This window comes from Xanthomonas vasicola pv. musacearum NCPPB 4379 (assembly GCF_000277895.2).
Taxonomy (GTDB): domain Bacteria; phylum Pseudomonadota; class Gammaproteobacteria; order Xanthomonadales; family Xanthomonadaceae; genus Xanthomonas; species Xanthomonas vasicola.
In genome coordinates, this window is the sequence record NZ_CP034655.1 from 1,144,970 (window position 1) to 1,165,998 (window position 21,029).

At 63.3% G+C, this 21,029-nt stretch carries 16 protein-coding genes; 9 read left to right on the forward strand and 7 right to left on the reverse strand.

All coding sequences use genetic code 11. The features are described from left to right. Window positions 1–258: 258 nt before the first annotated feature. The 3 genes from KWO_RS05360 to KWO_RS05370 form a co-directional block, all read right to left on the reverse strand. Window positions 259–1,575 carry an MFS transporter gene (locus tag KWO_RS05360; RefSeq protein WP_010378433.1) on the reverse strand — a complete coding sequence of 439 codons (1,317 nt, stop codon included), beginning with the start codon at window positions 1,573–1,575 and terminating at the stop codon, window positions 259–261. A 165-nt stretch (window positions 1,576–1,740) separates the two neighbouring features. After that, entirely contained in the window at window positions 1,741–3,780 is a 2,040-nt protein-coding gene (locus KWO_RS05365; protein WP_017112222.1) for an NADPH-dependent 2,4-dienoyl-CoA reductase, read from the reverse strand. A gap of 205 nt (window positions 3,781–3,985) precedes the next feature. Continuing rightward, the gene (locus tag KWO_RS05370) at window positions 3,986–5,008 is read right to left on the reverse strand and encodes a zinc-binding alcohol dehydrogenase family protein (RefSeq protein WP_010378430.1); all 1,023 of its coding nucleotides are present in this window, start codon (window positions 5,006–5,008) and stop codon (window positions 3,986–3,988) included. Between the two features lie 414 nt (window positions 5,009–5,422). Here KWO_RS05370 and KWO_RS05375 point away from each other — a divergent pair, with 414 nt between their 5' ends. The 3 genes from KWO_RS05375 (at window position 5,423) to KWO_RS05385 (ending at window position 8,098) form a co-directional block, all read left to right on the forward strand. Continuing rightward, window positions 5,423–6,520 carry an OmpA family protein gene (locus KWO_RS05375; protein ID WP_010368610.1) on the forward strand — a complete coding sequence of 366 codons (1,098 nt, stop codon included), beginning with the start codon at window positions 5,423–5,425 and terminating at the stop codon, window positions 6,518–6,520. 191 nt (window positions 6,521–6,711) lie between these two features. Beyond that, window positions 6,712–7,221 (forward strand): hypothetical protein, encoded by a 510-nt coding sequence (locus tag KWO_RS05380; protein ID WP_010378428.1) that lies wholly within the window; start codon window positions 6,712–6,714, stop codon window positions 7,219–7,221. Between the two features lie 19 nt (window positions 7,222–7,240). Beyond that, window positions 7,241–8,098, forward strand: coding sequence for a pseudouridine synthase (locus tag KWO_RS05385; RefSeq protein WP_010378427.1), 858 nt, complete (start codon window positions 7,241–7,243; stop codon window positions 8,096–8,098). Here the strand turns inward: KWO_RS05385 and KWO_RS05390 are convergent. Continuing rightward, window positions 8,052–8,441 (reverse strand): HNH endonuclease, encoded by a 390-nt coding sequence (locus KWO_RS05390; protein ID WP_010378425.1) that lies wholly within the window; start codon window positions 8,439–8,441, stop codon window positions 8,052–8,054. The genes KWO_RS05385 and KWO_RS05390 overlap by 47 nt on opposite strands. Window positions 8,442–8,443: 2 nt before the next feature. Continuing rightward, on the reverse strand, window positions 8,444–9,652 hold the full coding sequence (gene kbl / locus KWO_RS05395; protein WP_010378424.1) for a glycine C-acetyltransferase: 1,209 nt from the start codon (window positions 9,650–9,652) through the stop codon (window positions 8,444–8,446). Between the two features lie 130 nt (window positions 9,653–9,782). Here kbl and KWO_RS05400 point away from each other — a divergent pair, with 130 nt between their 5' ends. The 5 genes from KWO_RS05400 to KWO_RS05420 all read left to right on the forward strand — a co-directional run bounded on the left by KWO_RS05400 (window position 9,783) and on the right by KWO_RS05420 (window position 14,738). Next, window positions 9,783–10,841 carry a sulfate ABC transporter substrate-binding protein gene (locus tag KWO_RS05400; protein ID WP_082320257.1) on the forward strand — a complete coding sequence of 353 codons (1,059 nt, stop codon included), beginning with the start codon at window positions 9,783–9,785 and terminating at the stop codon, window positions 10,839–10,841. Window positions 10,842–10,844: 3 nt separating this feature from the next. After that, window positions 10,845–11,705 (forward strand): sulfate ABC transporter permease subunit CysT, encoded by an 861-nt coding sequence (gene cysT / locus KWO_RS05405; RefSeq protein ID WP_017112223.1) that lies wholly within the window; start codon window positions 10,845–10,847, stop codon window positions 11,703–11,705. Then, window positions 11,702–12,655 (forward strand): sulfate ABC transporter permease subunit CysW, encoded by a 954-nt coding sequence (cysW, locus tag KWO_RS05410; protein WP_010368593.1) that lies wholly within the window; start codon window positions 11,702–11,704, stop codon window positions 12,653–12,655. The genes cysT and cysW overlap by 4 nt, the downstream gene beginning before the upstream one ends. Window positions 12,656–12,662: 7 nt before the next feature. Continuing rightward, window positions 12,663–13,697, forward strand: a complete 1,035-nt coding sequence (locus KWO_RS05415; protein ID WP_010368591.1) for a sulfate/molybdate ABC transporter ATP-binding protein — start codon at window positions 12,663–12,665, stop codon at window positions 13,695–13,697. A 330-nt stretch (window positions 13,698–14,027) separates the two neighbouring features. Then, window positions 14,028–14,738 (forward strand): TorF family putative porin, encoded by a 711-nt coding sequence (locus tag KWO_RS05420; RefSeq protein WP_010368589.1) that lies wholly within the window; start codon window positions 14,028–14,030, stop codon window positions 14,736–14,738. Window positions 14,739–14,813: 75 nt separating this feature from the next. Here the strand turns inward: KWO_RS05420 and tdh are convergent, their stop codons facing one another. Both tdh and KWO_RS05430 read right to left on the reverse strand, forming a co-directional pair. Then, on the reverse strand, window positions 14,814–15,848 hold the full coding sequence (tdh, locus tag KWO_RS05425) for an L-threonine 3-dehydrogenase (RefSeq protein WP_017112224.1): 1,035 nt from the start codon (window positions 15,846–15,848) through the stop codon (window positions 14,814–14,816). A 397-nt stretch (window positions 15,849–16,245) separates the two neighbouring features. Next, a complete protein-coding gene (locus KWO_RS05430) occupies window positions 16,246–18,669 on the reverse strand; it encodes a TonB-dependent receptor (protein ID WP_026113160.1) in 2,424 nt (807 codons plus the stop codon). Window positions 18,670–18,753: 84 nt separating this feature from the next. Between KWO_RS05430 and KWO_RS05435 the strand changes: the two genes are divergently transcribed. Then, window positions 18,754–20,835, forward strand: a complete 2,082-nt coding sequence (locus tag KWO_RS05435) for a phosphocholine-specific phospholipase C (protein ID WP_010378406.1) — start codon at window positions 18,754–18,756, stop codon at window positions 20,833–20,835. Window positions 20,836–21,029: the final 194 nt, after the last annotated feature.

Genomic DNA, 21,029 nt, shown 5'->3' on the forward strand with positions numbered 1-21,029 from the left:
ACGTCTGTACCAAAGAAAAGAGGCATCGGCATGTCAGGTGCGATAGCCAGTGCAACATGGAATGGCATCAGAAACTCGCATCCACATTGCAAAATCTCCATCGAATGACGAGTAGCGCAGTGCGATCGCATCTTGGGGCGACACCTATGCTGTAGCGAAAATTGAAAATCAACAACGCACGCAGCAGGTATTAAGCAAAGCGCACTCTTGGTATGTAACTGCACATACAAGAAAAATTGCGCACATCAGGTTTGCAATTCAATCAATGACGTTGCGCAAATCGCGAGTTGGCACTGTTGTGCTTCTTCCGGAAAACACTGCAGCACCATGCGCAGCGCAGGCGATCAACAGGCAAAGTGTGCCGCACACGATTGGGCCCAGCGCCATTGCCCAAGTCAGATGATGGTGTGCGCCGACGCGGTGGCTGCATGCACTCAGCAACAAGCCAATCAACGCGCTGCCCGCTGCCAATGCGAGTTGAGCGCTCGCCGTGAGTACGGCGAACCCTCGTGCTTGTTGCGCAGCTGTTTGCGTAGTCACGAGTTCTGCGTGGCGCGCCCACACCCATTGGTTGATGCTACCTGCCGCCATTCCCATGGCGCACGCCAGCACTGCATCCCACAGTGTGCTGCGGGTCGTGGCGATGGCGAACACCAATCCCGATAACGTGAGTGCAGCGCCACAGCTGACCAAACGACCCAGGGTTGCGGTGGGCCAGCGTGCCGCCAGTGGTTGCACCAGCATCGTGCCCATTGCATAGCTGATCAACACCGCACTGCTCCATCCTGCGGCGCCAAGTTGTGATTGGGCTAGGTACGGAGCCAGCTTGGTAAAGGTCGGCAACGCTAGCGTTAGTGTCGCCAACACTGCCAGCGGTAGCAGTTCCGCGCGCTGCCACTGCGCTGCAGGTATGAGTGCCGACACTTCCGCAATCGGGTGAACGTGCAGTTGCAGCGTTTGGCGTAACCACCACGCCGAAAGCAGCGCGATACTGCTTACCAGTGCGACGATCAGTAATGCTGTCGACGCTGCATTGTGATCACCGGCCTTCAATACCAGCCCGATCGCTGCGCTGACCAGTAAAGCTGCCAAGCCGCTTCCGATCAGGCGCACTGCGCTGACACCACGTGCACCGCGCCAGGGCCAGCGCGCAAGCCCCAACAGCGTATTTTGCGCGACATCGCCCACCGCATATGCAGCGCGAAACGGTAGGCTGAGCAGCAGCACGCTGATAAGGCGGGCAGCGGGTGGAAGCAGCGGAGTTACGAACACCAGCGACAGCGTAACTGCGGCCAACGCAATGCCTTGCCACTGTGTCCGTCCCACCCGTGCCAGGTTAGTGTCAGCGCGCCAACGCTGTGCGGCAATCAGCCCCATCATTGCGCTGACGACCAATCCGCCCGCCACCGAAAACCCGGCTGCGACCGCACTCAGGCCAACATGTTCGGTCAACGCAAAAATCAGTAGCAATTCGCCGGTGAACCAGAGCAGGCTCTTGCCGAAATGGGCTGCAGCGTAGGCAAGCAGTGCAGCCGGCGGGAGCGCAGTGGGTAATGCGTGCGGTGGCGATGACATGCGACCAGTTATAGCCTAGCCGCACGACAGGAAAAAGAGCGCAGCCGGTGCAGACCACGGCATGTGCAACCATGCCGGCGCTGCTCACGCTGCATGCAGGTCAGGAATGCAGTCGAACCTCGAGCGCAGCGGCGGCAGCGTAGTGACGCCGTGCTGGCGAATCCCTTACAACGCCGCCGCCAGCCGACTCGCCTGGTTGATCGCGCGTTTGGCATCTAGTTCAGCGGCGACGTCGGCGCCACCGATCAGATGCGGCTGCTGGCCATTGGCTTGCAGCGCGGCTAGCAACTCGCGACGTGGCTCCTGCCCGGCACACACCACCACGGTGCCGACGTCGAGCAACTGCTCGCTACCTTCTACGCGAACGCGCAGGCCAGCATCGTCCACGCCTAGATATTCCACGCCGCCAAGCATTTTGACGCCCTTGGCCTTGAGCGTGGCGCGGTGGATCCAGCCGGTGGTCTTGCCCAGGCGGGCACCGGGCTTGCCGGGGCTGCGCTGCAACAGCCAGACCTGACGGGCAGGGCGCTCGGGCTGCGGTCTGGTCAACGCACCGCGTGTTTCGAAGCTCGGGTCCACGCCCCATTCGGCCATCCAGCGTTGCGGGTGCAGCGACGGCGATTCGTCCGTGTGCACCAGAAACTCGCCCACATCAAAACCAATGCCACCCGCACCGATGATCGCCACCCTGTCGGCGGCCACGTGGCGGCCCAGCACCACGTCGAGATAGCTCACCACCATCGGATGATCGGCGCCGGGGAAATCCACCTTGCGCGGCTCGATGCCCGTCGCCAGCACGATCTCGTCGAAGTCTTTCAGATCGGCCGCCTGCACGCGGGTGTTCAAGCGCAGCTGCACGCCGGTCGCTTCGATGCGATGGCCGAAATAGCGCAAGGTCTCGTTGAATTCCTCCTTGCCCGGGATGCGTTTGGCGACATTGAACTGCCCGCCAATCGCATCGCTTGCATCGAACAAGGTCACCTGGTGGCCACGTTCTGCTGCCACCGTCGCGCAGGCCAGGCCGGCCGGGCCTGCACCAACCACGGCGATGCGCTTGGGCGTGGTGGTTGGCGTGTAGTTGAGTTCGGTCTCGTGTGCGGCGCGTGGGTTGACCAGACAGGTGGCCAGCTTGTTGTCGAACACGTGATCCAGGCACGCCTGGTTGCAGGCGATGCAGGTGTTGATGGTGTGCGACTGCCCGGCGCGCGCCTTATTGGTCCACTGCGGATCGGCCAGCAGCGGCCGTGCCAGCGACACCATGTCTGCCGCACCGTCGGCCAGGATGCGTTCGGCCACTTCGGGCATGTTGATTCGGTTGGTCGCTACCACCGGAATGCGCAGATGCGGCTTGAGCTTGGCAGTGACGCCGGCAAACGCGGCGCGCGGCACTGAGGTAGCAATGGTGGGAATGCGCGCTTCGTGCCAGCCGATGCCGGAATTGATGATGGTGGCGCCAGCCCCTTCAATCGCCTGCGCCTGCACCAGAATTTCTTGCCATTGGTTGCCGTCTTCGACCAGATCCACCAGCGACAGCCGGTAGATGATGATGAAGTCCGGCCCGCAGGCTTCGCGGATGCGCCGCACGATCTCCACGGCAAAGCGCATGCGCTTGGTGGCATCGCCGCCCCAGGCGTCGCTGCGCTGATTGGTGCGCGCGGCGGTGAATTCGTTGATCAGATAGCCTTCCGAGCCCATCACCTCGACGCCGTCGTAGCCCGCCTCGCGTGCCAGCCGCGCGGCGCGCGCATACGCGCCGATCTGCCGGTCGACTGCACCAGCCGACAACGCGCGCGGAGTGAACGGGTTGATCGGTGCCTTGAGTTTGGATGGCGCCACCGACAGCGGGTGGTAGGCATAGCGCCCGGCATGCAGCAACTGCAGGCAGATCTTCGCGCCGTGTGCGTGGACCGCGCGGGTCACCTGGCGATGCGGGCGCACTTCCCACGGCCACGACAACTTGCCGCCAAATGGCTTCAGCCAGCCCACCACGTTCGGCGAAAACCCGCCGGTCACGATCATGCCCACGCCCCCGGCTGCGCGCTCGGCGAAATACGCCGCCAGCTTGGGGAAATCGCACGCACGGTCTTCAAGACCCGTGTGCATCGAGCCCATCAGGACGCGGTTGCGCAATTGCGTGAAGCCCAGATCGAGCGGGGTGAACAGGTGGGGGAAGGGCGAGGCGGACGGGCCGGTGGCGGGCGACATGATGTGGATACGCTGGCGTACGGAGTGCGCACGATGCCGGCAAACGGGCCTGGCGGCAAGTCCTCCGGCATCAGCGCTACCGCTGGGTGCCGCGGGTTTGATCAGAAATACGCCTTCGCTACCGCCTGCACGCACCGCGTCCCGATGCGCAGGTGTTCTGCGCACCCCGACGCATCGCGTCTGCGAACCCCGCCCGGCCGGCTTATTACCAGCCGGCCAGCACCAACTTGCCGATCATGCTGCCGCTTTCCAGCCGACGGTGCGCTTCGCGCAGCTGCTGTGCATTGATCGGCGACAGCGTTTCGGTGTGCGTGGTGCGCAGCTCGCCGACATCGATCAAGCTGGCCGCCCGGTTGAGAATGCGGTGCTGCTCGACCATATCGTCGGTCGCGTAGCGCGCGCGGGTGAACATCAGTTCCCAATGGATGCCGATGCACTTGGATTTGTAGGGCTCGCCTATCATCAGCGGCCCGCGCGGCTCCACGATCAAGCCCACGTGCCCCTGCGGCGACAGCACCTCGCCCAGTTGCTGCCAGTAGCGGTCGGTGTCGGCCAGATTGAGCGCTGCATCCACTGTGTCCATCCCCAGCACCTGCAGTTGCGGTTGCAGCGGTTGGTGATGATCGACGAAGTGGTGCGCGCCCATCTGGCGTACCCACTCGATGCTCTCCGGGCGCGAGGCGGTGGCAATCACCGTGAAGCCGGCATGCCGCGCCAACTGGATCGCGATGGAGCCCACACCACCGGCGCCGCCGATGATCAACAGATGCCTGCCGCGATTGCGCGCACCGTCGAAGGCAAATGGCATGCGCTGGAACAGCAACTCCCACGCGGTCAGGGTGGTCAGCGGTAGCGCGGCTGCCTGCGCGAAGCTCAGCGAGGTCGGCTTGCATCCGGCGATGCGTGCATCCACCAGTTGGTACTGCGCGTTACTGCCTTGCCGCCCGATATCGCCGGCGTAGTAGACCTCGTCGCCGACGGCAAAGGCCGTGACCTCCGGGCCGACCGCCTCGATCACCCCGGCAGCGTCGTAGCCCAGGATCTTCGGGGCCTGCAGCGGCTGCGGCTTGGGCGCGCGCACCTTTGTATCGACCGGATTCACCGAGATCGCTTCCACTCGCACCAATAAGTCATACCCCGATGGCGCTTCGGGCATCGGAAGTTCCATGTCAAGCAACGACTCGGGGTCGTCGATCGGAAGGTGGCGAGTGAGGGCGACAGCTTTCATCGGGACGCTCCTGGTGGGAAGTTCAGGGTGCGTTGTGGTGTAAGTCCACTGCAACTACCAACCCCACAATTCAGCTCGGACGAGGCTTGGCGTTCACTAACGTACTTCCGGGTTGAGCTTGAAACGCTGAAAACCAGTTAGTTATGAACCGTATTCAAGTGACTTAAGTGGGCTGCGGTTCATGCAGGTGCGCTACCCGAATTGAGCACCCGTTCCTTTCCTTCATGAAGCTGTATACGTAGTATTGCGTGGGATTGCGGGACGTGGTGATTGCTTTCACATGTTATATGACCGTTAACGCGATCTTCACCGAGGCCGGCTTAATCTGCGCCCCGATGGCTCTGGATGTGACGAGCATCTTTAACAAGCACAACGCCTCTATCGGTTTTATCTCCCAAAGAAGGAGCTGTATAAATGAACAAGAAAATTCTCACTGCCGCGTTGCTCGGCGGTCTGGCAGTTGCCCAGGCTGCTTCCGCGCAGGAGTTCGATGACCGTTGGTACCTGACCGGTAGCGCTGGCTTCAACTTCCAGGACAGCGATCGCCTGACCAATGATGCCCCGTTCGTCACCCTGGGTCTGGGCAAGTTCGTCAGCCCGAACTGGTCGATCGATGGTGAACTGAACTATCAGAACCCGAACTTCGATGCCAACCAGGATCTGAACTGGAGCCAGTACGGCATCTCGTTCGATCTGCGTCGCCACTTCATCCAGGAAGGCCGCGGCTGGAACCCCTACCTGCTGTTCGGTCTGGGCTATCAGCGTTCGGAAGAAGAATTCGACGCGACCCCGAACCCGGTGTCCCCGGGCCAGCAGAAGGACGGCAACTTTGCCGCCAAGGCTGGTGTCGGTCTGCAGACCACCTTCGACAAGCGCGTCGCCGTGCGTGCCGAGTTGGCCTACCGCGCTGACTTCAACGACCAGAGCGTTGCTGCCCCGCGCGAAGACTGGTTCGGCGACGTGCTGGCTTCGGTCGGCGTCGTGATCCCGTTGGGACCTGCTCCGTCGACCGCTCCGCCGCCGGCTCCGGCTCCGGTTGCTCCGAGCTGCGCCGATCTGGATGACGACGGTGACGGCGTCAACAATTGCGACGACAAGTGCCCGAACTCGCAGCCTGGCCAGACCATTGGTCCGGACGGTTGCCCGGTTCCTGTCTCGATCGACCTGAAGGGCGTGAACTTCGACTTCAACAAGTCGACCCTGCGTCCGGATGCGATCTCGATCTTGAGCGAAGCGACCGAAATCCTGAAGCGTTACCCCGACCTGAAGGTCGAGGTTGCCGGTCACACCGACTCGAAGGGTACCGACGCGTACAACCAGAAGCTGTCCGAGCGTCGTGCGACCACCGTGTACGATTACCTGACCAAGAACGGCGTCGATGCGTCGCGTCTGGTCGGCCCGATCGGCTACGGCGAGAGCCGTCCGATTGCTCCGAACACCAACCCGGATGGTTCTGACAATCCGGAAGGTCGTGCGAAGAACCGTCGTACCGAGCTGAACGTCCAGAACTAATTGGACCGCTAGCTTTGCTGCAGACAAAACCCGGCCTTGCGCCGGGTTTTGTCTGTGCAGGCCCTGGAAAAGCGCGCTCGAGCGCCGCTGATGCTGTCTGTGTTCACCCAGGCACGGTTCCTGTTGAAACAGCGTTCATCGCTGCCTACACTCGCCGCGTCAACACCATACTCATACTTGGAAAAACCCCGATGCTGCGTACCGCTACGGCAGGACTGCTCTGTCTCGCTCTGATTCCCGCCGCCTACGCCGCTCCGAACTGCGCTGGCAGCACGGTGTCCCAGCCGCTGCCGTTGCCCGCTACCGTCGTCGCACCGGCGGCTGCCGAGTTCTACACGCGCAGCGTGCAGCTGGGTATGCCCACTGGCGTGCTGGCACAGCCCTATAGCAGCGATCAGTCGGTGGACCGCGTGCTGCTGCGTTTGCGCGTGGAAGGCTGCCAGGACTTGGCCAAGGTCATTCCGCCCGGCGGCGCCGTCAACCCGAATGATCCGGCGGCCTACAAGGCCAAGACGGCGTTCGATAACACCCCGTGGCGCTTCGACATGAGCCAGAACGGCAAGCGCATGACGGCAGAAGAATTCGATGCCTGGATGAAGTCGCGCGGTGTGCGCGTGGTCAAGGCACGTCCGGCCGCTGGCGCGGCACCGGCAGCGCCAGCCGCACCTGCGGCCGACGCTAAGCCGGTCGAGAACAAGTAAGCCGCGCGGTCGGGACGGCATGCCCCGGCGGCCTGCGCCGGCAACGTCCCGGCAACGTCAGCGTGGTCTGGGTGCGGCAGGCGCAACGCGTGCGCCCGATGCGGCACCCGGCAATGCCGCGCCACGCCATGGGCTGGCGCGCGTGTTGTCCAAGCTTGGGGTTTGTTCGCGCACCGAAGCCGCGCGTTGGATTGCCGATGGCCGCGTGAGCGTGTCGGCACGCGTGGTGCGCGACCCCGAATTTCCGATCCGCGCCGATCAGCACTCCTCCATCACTGTCGACGGCTCGCCACTGGCGGGGCCAGCGCGCTGCTATCTGATGCTCAACAAGCCGCGCGGCGTGGTCACCACCGTGCGCGACGAGCAGGGCAGGGACACGGTGTATCGCTGCTTCGATGGTGCCGGGCTGCCGTGGATCGCCCCGGTCGGTCGCTTGGACAAGGCGAGCGAAGGCCTGCTGCTTTTCAGCAACGACCCGCAGTGGGCGGCGACAGTGACCGACCCGACGACCGGGCCGGACAAGACCTACCACGTGCAGATCGATTGCCGGCCCAGTGCCGCGCAACTGGCGCAGTTGCAGGCCGGTGTGGTCGATCCGGATCCTGAGGGCGAGGGCATGCTGTTGCGCGCCAAGCGGGTCAGCGTGCTGCGCGAAGGCGAACGCAATGCCTGGCTGGAAATCGTGTTGGACGAAGGCCGTAATCGGCAGATCCGCCGGTTGTTGGCTGCGGTGGACATCGGTGTGCTGCGGCTGATACGCGTGGCGATCGGCCCGCTGGCGATGGGTGAACTATGCAAAGGTGCGTGGCGAATGCTCAGCGCCGAAGAAGTCAGGGCGCTGCTGCCGGCGCCCGCCAGCGCGCCAGACGCGCGCTGAGCAGGGCGCTCACCACTTCGTAAGCGCGCGCATCGCCGGCACCGTTGGCATCGTGACGGCGGCCTTTGGCGTGATTACAGCCGGCACAGGCCAGGGCGAGATTGCGCGCATCGTTGGCATCGTCGCCGACCAATGCACACAGCGCCGCCGCCGCGTGCCGCCCGAACCAGGCTTGCGGCACCACGTGTTCCAGCGTGGTGTGGCCAAGCGGCTCGCCATCGGCGCGTATCTGCAGATGCCGACGGCAATGCAGGCAGCGCGTATCCCAATGACCGTCGAGCAGTTGCGCCTGCGCGTCGGTCTGCGCCGCCAGCAGCAGCCGTTGGCGCAGGAGCGTGCGCATGCTCAGGCGTCGATGACCTTGAGTTCGCGCCCGATCTTGATGAAGGCCTCGATCGCTTGATCCAGGTGGTCGCGCGTATGCGCCGCGCTGATCTGAGTGCGGATACGCGCTTGCCCTTTGGGCACCACCGGGAAGAAAAAGCCGATGGCGTAGATGCCTTCTTCCAGCAAGCGCTTGGCGAATTTTTGTGCCAGCGGTGCGTCGTACAACATCACCGGGCTGATCGGATGCACGCCCGGTTTGACATCGAAACCGGCGGCGGTCATGCGCTCGCGGAAATATCGGGTGTTTTCGACCAGCTGCGTGCGCAGCTCGCCGGCGGCATCCAGCATCTCGAAAGCCTTAATGCCGGCAGCCACCACGTGCGGCGGCAACGAGTTGGAGAACAAGTACGGACGCGAACGTTGGCGCAGCAGTTCGATCACTTCGCGCTTTGCGGTGGTGAAGCCGCCGAGTGCGCCGCCCATGGCTTTGCCCAGCGTGCCGGTGAAGATATCGATCTGGTCGAGCACGCCCTTGACCTCGGCCGAGCCGCGGCCGGTGGCGCCAAGAAAGCCGGTGGCGTGGCATTCGTCGATATGCACCAGCGCGTTGTATTTGCGCGCCAGGGCGGTGATTTCGTCCAGCGGGGCGATGAAGCCGTCCATCGAGAACACGCCGTCGCTGGTGATCAGCTTGGTCTTGCACCCGGCGGCGTCGGCGGCCTGCAGCTGCGCTTCCAGGTCGGCCATGTCGCAGTTGGCGTAGCGGAAGCGTTTGGCCTTGCACAGGCGCACGCCATCGATGATGGAGGCGTGGTTGAGCGCGTCGGAAATGATCGCGTCGTGCTCGCCGAGCAGCGGTTCGAACAGACCGCCGTTGGCATCGAAGCAGGCGGCGTAGAGGATGGTGTCTTCGGTGCCGAAGAACTCGGCGATGGTGCGTTCGAGCTGCTTATGCAGATCCTGGGTGCCGCAGATGAAGCGCACCGAGGCCATGCCGAAACCGTGGCTATCCAGCGCGTCCTTGGCGGCCTGGATGATGCCCGGGTGGTCGGCCAGACCGAGATAGTTGTTGGCGCAGAAGTTCAGCACGCGGCGGCCATCGGCCAGGGTGATTTCGGCCGACTGCGGGCCGTTGATGATGCGCTCGGACTTGAACAGGCCCTGGGCCTGGATGGCGTCCAGTTCGGCGGCGTAATGGGCGGTCAGCGCGGCAGGAGCGGTGGTCATGGCGGTCGCAGTGGCAGAAAGAAGCGCAATGTTAACGATCACGGTGGCGTACCACTACGTCATGCAAAATCGGCATGAGCAGCTGCGCTGATGTCATTTCACCGCCTGCGTGCCGCAGCGCAAGCATGGCATGCTTGCTGTTCAGCTGTGCTCAACCGGCCAGGAGATCGTCGTGACATACCCCCGTTTCCGTTTTGCCTCCCTTCTTTGCGCCTTGCTGGTCCTGGCCGGCCCGGCTGGCGCACGCGAGATCGGGCTGCTCAACGTGAGCTACGACCCTACCCGCGAGTTCTATCGCGACTACAACACTGCCTTTGCCGCGCATTGGAAACAGCAGCATCCGCAGGACACCGTCACCGTGGAAACCTCGCATGGTGGCTCGGGCAAGCAGGCGCGCGCTGTGATCGACGGCATCGAGGCCGACGTGGTGACGCTGGCGCTGGCCTACGACGTGGATGCCATCGCGCAGAAGTCCAAGCTGATCGATACCGATTGGGAAAAGCGCCTCCCCGATAACAGTGCGCCGTACACCTCGACCATTGTGTTTCTGGTGCGCAAGGGCAACCCGAAGAACATCCACGACTGGCCAGACCTATTGCGCTCGGGCGTGGCGGTGGTGACACCGAACCCGAAGACCTCCGGTGGCGCGCGCTGGAACTATCTGGCCGCCTGGGCGTACGCCGACCATATCTTCAAGGGCGACCGCGAGCGCATCGTGCGCTATATGCAGGCATTGTTCCGCAACGTTCCGGTGCTGGATACTGGCGCGCGCGGCGCCACAACCACGTTCGTGCAGCGTGGCATCGGCGATGTGCTGCTGGCCTGGGAAAACGAGGCGCTGCTGGCGCGCGAGGAACTGGGCAAGGACAAGTTCGAGATCGTGGTGCCGAAGTTGTCGATCCTGGCCGAGCCGTCGGTGGCATTGGTCGACAAGAATGTCGACAAGCATGGCACCCGCGATGTGGCCGAAGCCTACCTAAGCTATTTGTACGCGCCGGAAGGGCAGAAGCTGGCAGCCAAGCATTTCTATCGCCCGCGGCATCCGGAATTTGCCGACCCGGCCGACATGGCGCGTTTTCCGGATATCAAACTGGTGACTATCCAGCAGGCATTCGGCTCGTGGGACAAGGCGCAGCAGGAGCACTTCGCCGACGGTGGCGTGTTCGACCAAATCCAGGCCAACAAGTAGGCGATGTCGATGTCGGTTGCACCGCACCCAGCGCCCTCATCGCGCCGCCGCGTGATGCCGGGACTGGGCCTGAGTTTGGGGATCACGTTGACCTGGCTTGGTTTGATCGTGCTTATCCCGTTGTTGGGCATCTTCAGCAAGACCAGTGGCCTGGGCTGGGAAGGTCTGTGGCGGGTATGGAGCGAGCCGCGCGTACTGTCTGCGCTGCGGGTGAGTTTCGGCACCGCGTTTGCGGCTGGCGCCTTCAATGCGGTGATGGGCACCTGGGTGGCGTGGGTGTTCGTGCGCTACCAGTTTCCGGGCAAGCGCTTCTTCGACGCGGTGATCGATCTGCCGTTCGCGTTGCCGACTGCGGTGGCCGGCATTGCGCTGACCGCGCTGTATGGAGGCAATGGCTGGGTTGGTCGTTGGCTGGAGGCAATCGGTATCAAAGTCGCCTACACGCAGCTGGGTATCGTGCTGGCGCTGGTGTTCGTCGGCTTGCCGTTCGTGGTGCGCGTGGTGCAGCCGGTGCTGGCCGAGAGCGATCGTGAAATAGAGGCTGCCGCTGCCACATTGGGTGCCTCGCGCTGGCAGACGGTATGGCGAGTGGTGCTGCCCGGCGTGTGGCCGGCGGTGCTGACCGGATTTGCGCTGGCATTTGCGCGGGGCGTGGGTGAGTACGGCTCGGTGATCTTTATCGCCGGCAACCTGCCCAATTCCACTGAGATCGCGCCGCTGCTGATCACCATCCGGCTGGAGGAGTTCGACTACGCCGGCGCCACCGCCATTGCCGCGGCCATGTTGTTGCTGTCGTTCGTGATTTTGCTGGTGGTCAATACGTTGCAGGCATGCCTGCTGCGCTATCAACGGAGGCCCGTATGAGCGATGCTGTTTCCTCGCTGCCCTCCATGTTGCCCACCCATGCCATGACCAAGCAGGCGCGTCGCATCACCGATTCGGCCACCAATGAGTCGCGTTGGGTGCAATGGCTGATGATCCTGGGTGCTTTGCTCTTTTTGCTGGCGTTTTTGCTGCTGCCGCTGGTACTAGTGTTCGCCGAGGCGTTGCGTGGCGGCTGGGAGACCTTCCTGCGCGCGGTGGTCGACCCCGATGCGTTGTCGGCGGTCAAACTGACCTTGTTGGTGACGGCGATCGTACTGCCGTTGAATCTGATATTCGGCGTAGCCGCTGCGTGGGCCATCAGCAAGCATCAGTTCTGGGGCAAACGTCTGCTGGTCAGCCTGATCGACCTGCCGTTCTCGGTGTCGCCGGTGGTGGCGGGCTTGATTTTCGTGCTGATCTTCGGCCGCAGCGGCTGGGCCTGGCCGTTGATCGACGAAGGCTGGCATGTGCAGTTGCCGGCGCTGGGCGAATGTGTGATTCAGCTGCCGCGGATCGTGTTTGCGTTGCCGGGCATCGTGCTGGCGACGACGTTCGTGACCTTCCCCTTCATCGCGCGCGAGTTGATGCCGCTGATGGAGCAGCAGGGCAGTGACGAAGAACTGGCGGCATTGAGCCTGGGTGCGAGCGGCTGGCAGATGTTCTGGCGGGTGACCCTGCCCAATATCCGCTGGGGCCTGTTGTACGGCGTGCTGTTGTGCGCCGCGCGTGCGATGGGTGAATTCGGTGCGGTGTCGGTGGTGTCCGGGCATATCCGTGGACGCACCAACACGCTGCCGCTGCATGTGGAAATTCTCTACAACGAATATGCCTACAGCGCCGCGTTTGCCTGCGCCTCGCTGCTGGCATTGACTGCGCTGCTGACGTTGGCGCTGAAGACGTATCTGGAATGGCGGCACGGCGATTCGCTGGCCGCCAACCACCGCCACTGAGGTGACCATGGGCATCCGCATTCACCACCTGCGCAAGCAGTTCGAAAGCTTCACCGCACTGGACGACATCAGTCTGGAAGTGCGGCAGGGCGAGTTGCTGGCGCTGCTTGGGCCCTCCGGCTCGGGCAAGACCACGCTGTTGCGGATCATGGCCGGGCTGGAGCATGCCGATGGCGGGCAGGTGCTGTTCGGCGATGAAGATGCCACCCGCATGAGTGTGCAATCGCGCCGGGTCGGCTTCGTGTTCCAGCACTACGCGCTGTTCAAGCATATGGACGTGTTCGAGAACATCGCGTTCGGTTTGCGCGTACGCCGTGGCAATGAGCGTTGGGCCGAGGCGCGCATTCGCGCACGCGTGGAAGAACTGCTGGCGCTGGTGCAACTGCAGGGTCTGGAACAGCGTTATCCCACTCAGCTCTCCGGCGGCCAACGGCAGCGCGTGGCGTTGGCGCGTGCGCTGGCAATCGAGCCGCGCGTGCTGCTGTTGGACGAGCCTTTCGGTGCGCTCGACGCCCAGGTCCGGCGCGATCTGCGGCGCTGGTTGCGCGCGTTGCACGAGCGCACCGGGCTGACCACGGTGTTCGTCACGCATGATCAGGAGGAGGCCTTGGAGCTGGCCGATCGGGTCGCCATCCTCAATCATGGCCGCATCGAACAGTTGGATACGCCGGCGGCGATCTATGATCGCCCTGCATCGCCCTTCGTTTACTCCTTTGTGGGCGCGGTGAACCGCATTCCCGGCGTGCTGGCGCAGGGCCAGATCGACGTGGCCGGGCACGCGCTGCCTGCCAACGACAGCGGTCTGGTTGCCGGTCCGGTCGATGTCTACGTACGGCCGGAGGACTTGGTGCCGGATCCGGCAGGGTGGCCGGCGACAGTGGAGTGGGCCCAGCGCAGCGGTGGGCGATTGCGCTTGCGCGCCACGTTGCAGCCGGCCGGCAACGAGGTCGAGGTCGAACTGCCGGCTTCGGCAGGCGGCTACCAGCCGGGCGAGCCGCTGCGCCTGGCTGCGCGCCACTACGGCGTGTTCCCCGGCAACTGACGACCACCGCCCCGGCCTAGCAGCGCGGCCAGGCATCGTACGGTTTTGCAGACCGCATGACGTGGAGCTCAGCCTTGGGTTTGCTTCGTTTTCTCCCGACACCGTGTGGGGGAACGGGCATCTTTGTATGCGCCCTGTCTCAAGAAGAGCCCGCCTGAGTCGATTACGTGGCCAGTGACACACCAAGCGGATCCGTGGAGAGCTGCGCGGATGTGCGCTGTGTCAAGCGAGCGAAATAGCGATGTTGCACTGCAGGGACGACTGAATTAAGAAGTCATGGCAGGCCTCGCTTCGCGCAATCCGACCGCCCTTCGTTTTTGGAGATGCCCTATGAAGCTGTTTTCGCCTATGTGCTGTGCCCTTTTGTTGAGCAGCGTCGCCCCGCTCGCGTACGCAGAGGAAGCAAGCACCGCCTCGCCGTTGTCCGGTACCTTCGCTGTCACCAGCGACTACGTGTTCCGCGGCATTTCCCAGACCAATGGCGATCCCGCATTTCAGGCCGGGCTGACCTATAAGCACCCCTCTGGCTTCTACGTGGCTGCTTGGACATCCAACGTCGATCCCGGCGCGGGAGATCCGGACTGGGAAGTGGATGGAACGGTTGGCTATGGCGTCGAACTGGGCAAGCAGTGGGACCTCGATGTCGCCCTCACCCGCTACAACTATCCGGGGGCGGGCGAGACGAACTACAACGAACTGGTCACCAAGACGACATTCCTGAAAACCTACAGCCTGACCGTCGGGTACACCAACGATCTGTACGGCAGCAAGACCGACGGCTATTACTACGCGCTGGACGCAGTGTGGCCGCTGCCGCACAAGTTCAGCGTCGGAGCACACGTCGGGCACACCATCTACACCTCGGCATTGAGGCAGGTAGATCACGATTACAACGATTATGCGATCACCGTTGGCAAGAGTTTCGGCCCGCTTGCGTTGAGCGTCGGCTACTACGACACCAGCGAGCCTGCCGAATTCGGGTTCGGTCGTCCCAATACCGAAGGCCGGACCGTCGCCACCGCCACGGTGACGTGGCCATGACACGACCGCGCTGAGCGGACCGGCAAAAGGCGCCTCGCGGCGCCTTTTGCGTTTGCGTTTCGATCTGCGCTTGGATCAGTTCCAGCTGAGCACGACCTTGCCGGCCTTGCCCTGTTCCATCAGGTCGAAACCTTTCTGGAAATCGTCGATCGGCAGCTGATGGGTTAGCACCTTGTGCAGCGGAAAACCCGACAGCACCAGCTGCGTCATCTTGTACCAGGTCTCGTACATCTTGCGGCCGTAGATACCTTGCACGGTCAGGCCCTTGAAGATGATCTTGTCCCAGTCGCAACCGGCACCGCGCGGTATGATGCCGAGCATCGCAATCTTGCCGCCGTGGTACATGCAATCGAGCATGTCGTTGAACGCGCGCGGGTTGCCGCTCATTTCCAGGCCTACGTCGAAGCCTTCCATGTGCAGGTCGGCCATGACGTCCTTGAGCGAGGTCTTGGAGACATTGACCACGCGCGTGGCGCCCATGTCGGCCGCCAGCTTGAGACGGAAATCGTTGACGTCGGTGACCACCACATTGCGCGCACCGATGTGCTTGCAGATGCCGGCGGCAATGATCCCGATCGGGCCGGCACCGGTGATCAGCACATCTTCGCCGATGACGTCAAATTCCAGCGCGCAGTGCGCGGCATTGCCGTAGGGGTCGAAGAACGCGGCCAGCTCGGAGGGAATCTGGTCCGGGATCGGCCACAGGTTGCTGGCCGGCATCAGCATGTATTCGGCGAAGGCACCATTGACGTTGACGCCGATGCCCACCGTGTTGGGGCACAGGTGCGGGCGGCCGCCGCGGCAGTTGCGGCAGTGGCCGCACACGATATGGCCTTCGGCCGACACGCGCTGGCCAACCTGGTAACCGGTCACCGCCGAACCGAGCTCGGCCACGCGACCGACGAACTCATGGCCAATGGTCAGACCGGGCTTGATGGTGCGCTGGCTCCACTCATCCCACAGGTAGATGTGCAGATCGGTGCCGCAAATGGCGGTCTTTTCCAGCTTGATCAGCACATCGTTGGGGCCGGGCGTCGGCACGGGCACCTGTTCCAGCCAGATGCCTTTGTTCGCTTCGCGCTTGACCAGCGCCTTCATCGTCTGCGCCATCTGGCGGAACCTGCTGAGTGAAAGTAAGGCGGCGATTATAGGCGTCGGGGCCGGTATGCCATGCGGCGGTGCGGGAAGGAGCTTTATCGAGCGGCTGAGGTCCGCCGGGAGGGTGGGCTAGGGGAGTTCCTTCTCCATTCCGGACACGGTGCCGCGCAGCGCCGGGAGAGGTCGGCGCTCAGCGGTATGTTGCCGCCTAAGATGGCAAGCGCGTCGCCACGCATTGCCAAGGTGAATCATCGGCCTCACCCAATCTCGACCTCAGCTTCGTGCCGCGGTCCTGTCCGGTCCGGGGTGCGTTTGCGGCACAGACGCTTCTGGGCACGCCAGTGGCGCGCTTGCTGTGCCTTTTCGCCCCCACGTGAGAAGGGGCGATTGCGGAGCAGTCAGGCGCTGCTTAGAACTTCACATCCAGACTCAAGAAATATTGCCGCGGCGCGCCCACCACCATGGTCTGGTTGTAGCCGTCCGGATCGGAGGCGACATAGCCGTTGGTGCCGGTGCTGGCGAAGTAGCGCTTGTCGGTAAGGTTGGTGACGTTGAGTGCCAGCGCCACATCCGCCACACCGCCAACACGGCCGAAGTCGTAACGCGCGCCGGCATTGAACAGCCAGTACGACGGCACCTGCGAGTCGTTGAGGAAGGTGATGTAGCGCTTGTCCACGTACTTGCCGTCCAGATCCAGAAGCAGGTTGCCGATCTGGTAGCTGGCGCTGGAAGAGAACATCAACGCCGGGATGCCGACCACATCCTTGCCGGACGTCGCAACCACACCGTTGTTGAGGTAATCGTCCTGGTAACGCGAGCGGTTCCACGAGAGCGAATTCAACCAGCTCACGCCTTCGGTCGGCCGCCACATCAGTGCCAGATCCGCACCGGCGCTATGCACCGCGCCGACGTTGCTGAGGATCGAGGCGCAGGTCTGCACCGCGGTGCACGGCGAGGTGGTCAACAGACGGTTGGAGAACTTGGTGAAGTAGGCGTCGGCCGACAGCTGGAACTGCGCGTCCTGCACGCGATAGCCCACCTGCACGGTCTGCGATTCTTCCGGCTCCAGCGTGGCGCGGCTGCGGTCGAAGGCGGCCTGCGAGGTGGCGAATGGGGTGAAACCGAAGGCGGCGATGTTCTCGCTGTAGGACGCGTAGAGGTCCTGGCGCTCGTCGAGTTTGTAGTTCACGCCCACCTGCGGCAGGAAATTATCTTCGGCGCGGATGCGGCCTTGTGCCAGTGCGGTGGTCGGTACCAGCGATTGCGCGCGCGTGGTGGTGCTGAGCGCCTTTGCACCGTAATTCAGCGTCAGGCGGTCGTCGAGCAGGTGCACGGTGTCCTGCAGGTACAGCATGCGGGTCTGCGTGGTGTAGCGCTGCAGGAAGTCGCGGCGGAACGGGGTCTGTGCTTCGTACACGTTGTACAGCGAGGTGTAGCCCTCGTTGCCGAGCGCGAAGTAATTGCGGCCCTGCGAGGTACGCGCGTTTTCTGCCCATGCGCCCACTTCCAGATCGTGATTGCCCCACGACCATTTCAATGCGCTGGTGCCGCCAAAGCGATCCAGGCCGTAATCGGTGGTGCGCATCGACAATGGAATGTCTGCAGAGGTGCGCACATACGGCGTCACCCATTGGCCTTCGCCACGATTACCGTGGTAGTAGCCGCTGGCATCGAGCGTGGCGCCGCCAAACACGAAGGTGCCCGACAAACCCGCCAGATTGTCGCGACGCAGGCCGCCGCCGGCGTAGTAACTGGCATCGAGCCAGCTGTAGTCGCCGGGCAGGCCGGCCAGCGATTGCGGGTAGCCGTTCGCCACGCCGCTGGTGGCGCCGGTGTTCTGATACGCACGTGCCATCTGCACGGCGGTGGCCCAATCCGGCTGCAGGTAATCGTAGTCCCAGCCGAGTGCGCGCTGGCTGGTCAACGACAGATCCATGTAGTCGTATTCCTTGCGCCGCGAGGTATCCACAAACAGGCTCAGACGGTTGCCGTCGCCCCATTGGTACACCGTCTTGAGATTGGCCTGTTCAGATGTTTGATCGCCATAGCCTTTCCACTTGTCGGTGCTGGCATTGGCATAAGACAGATAGGCCGACAACCCATCGCGATCGCCGGTGTCGGCACGTACGAATGTCCGGCGTGTTGCGTCGCTGCCCACCGTCTGCACCAGCCGCGCGCCGGGCGTGGTCTGCGGATCGGCCGAGTAGAACTGCATTGTGCCGCCCAGATTGGTATTGGACGCCGTGCCAAGTGCACCGGCGCCTTGCGCAATCTCCACCGAGCCGAGGTTTTCCGAAATGATGGCGCGCGTGATGTGCAAGCCGTTGGTCACGCCGTAGCTCATGTTGCCGAGCGGAATGCCGTCGAGCGTGTAACCCAAGCGGCTTTGATCAAAGCCATGCAAGGTGACCTGGGTGGACCACTCGTAGGTGCCGAACGGATCGGCGGACTGGAACTGCACACCCGGTAGTTTTTCCACCGCCTTGAATGCGCTGCTGCCGGGTGTCAGCTGCTCGATGTCCTGCCGGCTGATGCGCTGCACCTGGCGCGTACTGCCTTGCGACACCACGTTGATCGCATCCAGTTGTGTTGCATTAGCCGCGTCGGCGACAGGCGCCGCTGCCTCCGCCACCGGAGCAACGGCAACCGGGTCGGCCGGCGACGCGGCCTGCGCGATGACGGGAAGCAGTGTCGCCACGGCAAGGGCAAGCGGAGTGACATGAAAGCGACGGGCGGAAGTCATGGGGGAGTCCTGTTCGGGCACGGCTGAGGGCGGACGCACGGTGCAAAGCCGGCGTTTCGCGACGCAGGGTGTCAACGACGTATGAAACATTGATGACGGTGGCTGTCGCAAAACTGTCGCGCTCGCCCGCTATACGTGTCGGCGTACGCGTCCTTTTTTGCAGGTGTTGTCGCCATGACGTCTTCCCCCTCGCGCCGCGATTTCCTCAAGCGCGTTGCTGCGCTCACCGCCGCCGGCGCCTTGCCATCGTCGATCGGCCGCGCGCTTGCGCTGCCAGCCAACCCGCGCACAGGCACCTTGCGCGATCTCGAACACGTGGTGATCCTGATGCAGGAAAACCGCTCGTTCGATCATTACTTTGGCGCGCTGCGTGGCGTGCGTGGCTTCGGCGATCCGCGCGCGTTGCAACTGCGCGACGGTCATCCAGTGTGGAGTCAGCCCGCAGCCGATGGACGACGTCTGCTGCCGTTTGCGTTCGATTCGCAAAATACCTGCGCGCCATTGATCAAAAGCCTGGATCACTCCTGGAAGGCCGGCCATGGACAGGATCCGGCACGCTGGGCCGAATACGATGCGTGGGTGCCGTACAAGGGCGAACTGACGATGGGATATTTCCAGCGTCACGACATCCCGTACTACCACGCGCTTGCCGACGCGTTCACCATCTGCGACGGCTATTACTGCTCGCTGCACGGGCCGACCAATCCCAATCGCATGTACTTGTTCACCGGTACCAGCGGCCCGAGCGTGGGCAACGTCGGTGCTCAGGCCGTGACCAATGCCGACGACAGCAACTGGACCGCCGACATGGCGCGCGACAAGCCAGGCTACGCAGCGTTGGAGTGGACCACGTACGCGCAGCGTCTGCAGGCCGCTGGCGTGGACTGGCGGGTGTATCAGGAATACGACAACTTCGGCTGCAATTCGCTGGCGTATTTTTCGCATTATCGCGATCTGCACACAGACGACGAACGGTATCGGCGTGCACGTGCATGCGTGCCCGGTTCCACTGCAGAAAATGCTGCTACCACCCAGGCCGAGCATCTGGTCGCCGCGATCGCCGCCGATGTGCAGGCCAATCGTTTGCCGCAGGTATCGTGGGTCATTCCACCCACGGCATATTGCGAACATCCGGAAGCACCGCCCGCGTATGGCGAATCCCTGGTGGCACGCGTGATCGATGCACTCACCGCCAATCCCGAGGTGTGGGCAAAGACCGCGTTGATCATCAATTACGACGAGAACGACGGCTTCTTCGATCACGTGCCAGCGCCATTGCCGGCACTGGACGCGCGCATGGGGCGCAGCAATGTCGATACCCGTGGCGAGGTCTACGACGGCTTGCCGATCGGCCTGGGCATTCGTGTGCCGATGCTGGTGATTTCGCCATGGACGCGTGGTGGCTGGGTCAATTCGCAGGTGTTCGATCACACCTCGGTGCTGCGCTTGCTGGAGCGGCGCTTCGGGGTGGCCGAGCCGAACATCAGCCCCTGGCGTCGCGCCGTGAGTGGTGATCTCACCAGCGTGTTCGACTTCCGCAAGCCGGACGATTCGGCATTGAGTGCGTTGCCGTCGGTCGACGACTATCGCGCACGCACGGCAGCTGTGCGCGATAAACCGCTGCCGGTTCCACCGACCGCCGCAACGATGCCGAAACAGGAGCCAGGACAACGACCGGCGCGTGCATTGCCCTACGCATTGCAAGTGCACGCACGCGTGCACGACGCAACAGGCGTGCAGCTGCAGTTCGTCAATGGCGGCGCGGCTGCAGCGGCGTTTAACGTTTACAGCAGCGCTGCCAGCGGCGGCCCGTGGTACTACACGGTGCTACCCGGCACGCAGCTGGATGATGTGCCGGTCGGGGCAACTTATAACGGTGCGTACACCTTGCGCGTGCATGGACCAAATGGCTTCCTGCGCGAATTCGCTGGCGAGGTTTCACCGACCTCCACGCCATCGGCAGTACCGTGGGTGGACGCGCGGCAGGATGGCGACGCGTTGGTGCTGGAAATCGGCAATGCGGGGCAGCGCGCATGCACCCTGCAGCTGCGTGCGCTGGACTATGCAGATCCAACCGCGCGCACGTTGCAACTGGCTGCAGGTCAGCGCGCGACCATTCGCCTGGCGCTCGCGGCCAGCGATCACTGGTACGACCTTGTGGTCGAGCAACCGGGTAGCGCTTTCCGTCGCCGGCTGGCCGGGCATCTGGAAACCGGCAGGCCCAGCCGTAGCGACCCCGCGTTCGGCCGCGTCTAAGCCGACGCTCGCCCGGTACGCTGCAGGCCGGTCAGCTGGCGTGTACTGCGCGGCCCAAATATCTGCAGGTCGACAGGGGCGCGCAGACCCTGCCATCAGTCATGAAGTGCGCCGCAGATACGAGAGTTAGAGTGTAACGAAAATGACTCTGGGGCTGTCGATGCGTCCGAACCTGTTCGCTGTTTCCATGCTGG